At 49.7% G+C, this 3,289-nt stretch carries 2 protein-coding genes and 1 pseudogene; 2 read left to right on the forward strand and 1 reads right to left on the reverse strand.

The genetic code is table 11. The features are described from left to right. Nucleotides 1–126 precede the first annotated feature (126 nt). Complete coding sequence (locus GOQ28_RS14905; protein WP_160357040.1) at nucleotides 127–1,020, reverse strand: ATP-grasp fold amidoligase family protein; 894 nt, start codon at nucleotides 1,018–1,020, stop codon at nucleotides 127–129. Between the two features lie 348 nt (nucleotides 1,021–1,368). On the opposite strand from GOQ28_RS14905, the gene GOQ28_RS14910 reads away from it, so the two are divergent. Together GOQ28_RS14910 and GOQ28_RS14915 are read left to right on the forward strand one after the other, a co-directional pair. Next, nucleotides 1,369–2,604, forward strand: coding sequence for a hypothetical protein (locus GOQ28_RS14910; RefSeq protein ID WP_160357041.1), 1,236 nt, complete (start codon nucleotides 1,369–1,371; stop codon nucleotides 2,602–2,604). Nucleotides 2,605–2,750: 146 nt separating this feature from the next. Next, nucleotides 2,751–3,289 (forward strand): annotated as a pseudogene (locus GOQ28_RS14915) (transposase); the annotation flags it as partial.

Below are 3,289 nucleotides of genomic sequence, written 5' to 3' on the forward strand. Positions count from 1 at the left end.
AACGCCCCAACATGGCGCTCGGCGGGATTACCCCGAAGCAGAAACTCGCCATCGCGGCATAGCTTCTACCTTCCGAGACGTTTAAAAATGGGGGGATTACCAATTGCTCAACCTCCACCGCACGCTTCAACGAAAATAGCGTTTCAAACGTCCGCATAGCCCGCTGGCGATTGCCTGCTCGAGACGCTTCGAGGCCCGCATCCACCTGTCGCCCATTTCACGCCTTATGGTTTCGGAGAAGCCTGCCGGGTTGCCAGGGAATTGAGTGAACTCACCAAAATACACCTTTCCGTCCGAGTAATAAAAATCCAAGCGTACGAACGGAACTGGTATCTTCAAAGAGGTCTCAACGGCCGTCTCAACAAGTACGCTGCGCCCTCCCTCAGGAGGATGCAACGCCGAATCGATTTTGTCGACATACTTGCCGGTGTCAACAGGCTCCCATTGATCGTTGTACCAACGATACCGGCTGGACCATTTTCCGTCCTCAAAAAAGTTTCGCTTATGTAGAATCAGAAAACACTCGCCGAAAAAACAGTAAAATTTATAATCGTCAATGGGCTCCATGCTGCCAGGGTCTGACAGAAGAAGCTCTTCGACAATCCAACGATTGAATTTTTTGCTCCCGGCTGCAATTTTATACTTTCGGTAGTCGTGCCAGGCGCTTGCAATCAAGTCCTCAATGGTCCTTTCCGATCTTTCTATAATGTTGTAAAACGAACGATCGGAGACACGACAAACCGGTAGAACACACCAACTGTTCTTTCCACTCACCGGTTTAACCACAAAACGTTCAAGCCCCAGGCCTTGGACTAACTCGAAAGTCTCATATAAAGTTATATTTTGCCCGTAGAGTTTGGGGGTCTTCAACCCCAGACCCTCCGCAAACTTGCGACCAGGGGGTTTGTATATTATCTGGTCTATTCGCTTGCGAATTTCCTCGGGCAGATGTTGGCTCGCCCAATTCCGAGTGTGAATAGGACTCGATACCGTTTCAAAAGACAATGCTTCTTCGTTCATAGGCTTCTTATATACAGGGTCCGGGCGCAAGCATAAGGCGATTCATGGGTATTGGGCAAGTCTATCCCATTCACCTCACTCTGTGCCCCCGTGAAGCACCGCCGCCACGTACTCAGGGTTGTCTTGCGATAACATACACTTCGATTTTGCACCCGTGAACAGAGCAGGCGGTGACTGCCATAAGCGGTGCCGGGGGGCCGACAGGGCCGCTTGACGCCTGTGTGAACCGCATTCTACGCGTGCCATAGTAGCGTGACGCGGCGAAAATGCGCATAATTCAAAGATGGCTCTCGAGAAGTACTCCAGCGCCATACGTTCTGCGCCCGCCTCAAAGAAATAGGAACTGACTTGCAGAAACTCGTGTCAAAAGATTTTTTGGAATTTGTCGAGAAGCTCGCCACATCTGGCTTTCACGAGATAGGCGATAAAGAAGCTCCCTACCACATCCAAGTTGAATCTTTAAGTCGGCATCCAGAATATATTCTGGTCGGATTCCACGGCCTCATACATCGGACCAAAACTCCGCCCCCCGTATTTCATTTCAGAAGCGTGGCAGCACAAGCAGGACTTGGGCTAATTGCGATATCTGATCCCAGTTTGAATTTATCTTCACATTTGAACCTTTCGTGGTATCTCTGGAATAAACGCCATGGAAATATCACTTCCGCGATAGCAAAACTTCTCGATAAGATAATAGAAAGGACAGGTAAAAAGTTAATTCTAGCGGGCGGGTCAGGCGGTGGATTCGCCGCGCTGAATATCCATAATCATATGCAGCGCAGCGATCATGCCGTGTCCTTCGTCTGGAACCCACGGACCGACGTTACACAATACAAGTGGCCGCACCTGAAAAGGTACTACAAATTATGCATTGACGAAAGTGTGCCACGCGATACTAAATCAATCCTAAAAGAACTCGAGAGCCGAGGAATTTCCTATCGTCTTGCCGAGAAAAATCAGCAGCGTCAACTGATCTTCATAAACGGCTATGACCACTCGCATTTACGAAAGCATATTAGGCGCTTTATAAAATCTAATGATCGCCACATTTTAGTCGGTGACTGGGGGAATGGTCACACTCCGCCAAGCAAGGCGACCATAATCAGCGTCATTAGAGACATATCCCACGATCGCCAGCCCGCTGAAATTATCCAAAAAAACCGCCCGACAACAAAACAAATCTTGGACAAATCTTTCAATTGGGACTACCTGAAAGAGACATTACGCTGCCGAGTCACCATAATAGACTCCAACACCGAATACGCAACGGTCATACTAAGCGCAAATCTTCGACACTATTTCATAGGCTACCAACTGCTTTATCGAATCAGGGCAGCGAGCGGAAAGGTGCTCTACGACTCAGGCTACCTCTATGGTGCAGACATGTGCGAAGTGTACCTGGAACTAACGTCGGCGCAGGTTAGACAAGTAGAAAGGGGACGTTTAGAAGCCTGCATCGAGGACATACAGGGACACCTCGAGATTTTTTCGTATCGAATAAAAGATCTATCAGCAAAACGCAGTAGCAGCCGCTTTGTCGAGTCAACGAAATCGGACGATAAACTTGCGCGTGCAGACGCTTAATGACGCACACCGAGTGACGAGGCGAGGGGGTGTCAGAAATTCCGTGTTTAAGGCGGGTTAAAAATCAAATGGAAGGGTAATCCCCCCGCTAGTTAACCGTCGTGGAAGGTAGAATTTTCTAACAGCAGGACCTTGGAAAATTTTGCATGAAGACCTCACGATTTACCGATAGCCAAATCATCGCGATCCTGAAACAGGCTGAGGCCGGAACGCCCGTGCCTGAACTCTGCCGAGAACACGGAATGAGCAGCGCCAGTTTCTACAAGTGGCGGGCCAAGTATGGCGGTATGGACGCAGGGCTGATGGCGCGCATGAAAGAGTTGGAGGCGGAAAACGCTCGGCTCAAAAAAATGTACGCCGAGGAGCGGCTAAAGGCTGACGTTCTGAAAGAGGCTATCGAAAAAAAGTGGTGAGGCCATCTCAGCGACGTGAGATGGCCATAAGAGCGGTTCGAGAACGGTCAATGACTGTGCGCCTGGCGTGCGACACGTTTGGCGTGAGCCAGACCTGTTACCGCTATCAGGCTAAGGGTTCAGCCGAAAATGAAGCTATTGCTGACTGGCTGATCAAGTTGACGCACAACCAGCGCAATTGGGGGTTCGGCCTATGCTTCCTGTATCTGCGCAACGTGAAGGGTTTGAAATACAACCACAAACGCGTCTACCGGATCTACCGCGAGTTGGAA

The sequence above is a fragment of the Bordetella sp. 02P26C-1 genome (assembly GCF_009763255.1).
Lineage (GTDB): Bacteria > Pseudomonadota > Gammaproteobacteria > Burkholderiales > Burkholderiaceae_B > Bordetella_A.

Bases quoted from the DNA above. Each gene is read 5' to 3' on its own strand.
- GOQ28_RS14905 (WP_160357040.1), bottom strand. From the start codon at position 1,020: ATGAACGAAGAAGCATTGTCTTTTGAAACGGTATCGAGTCCTATTCAC.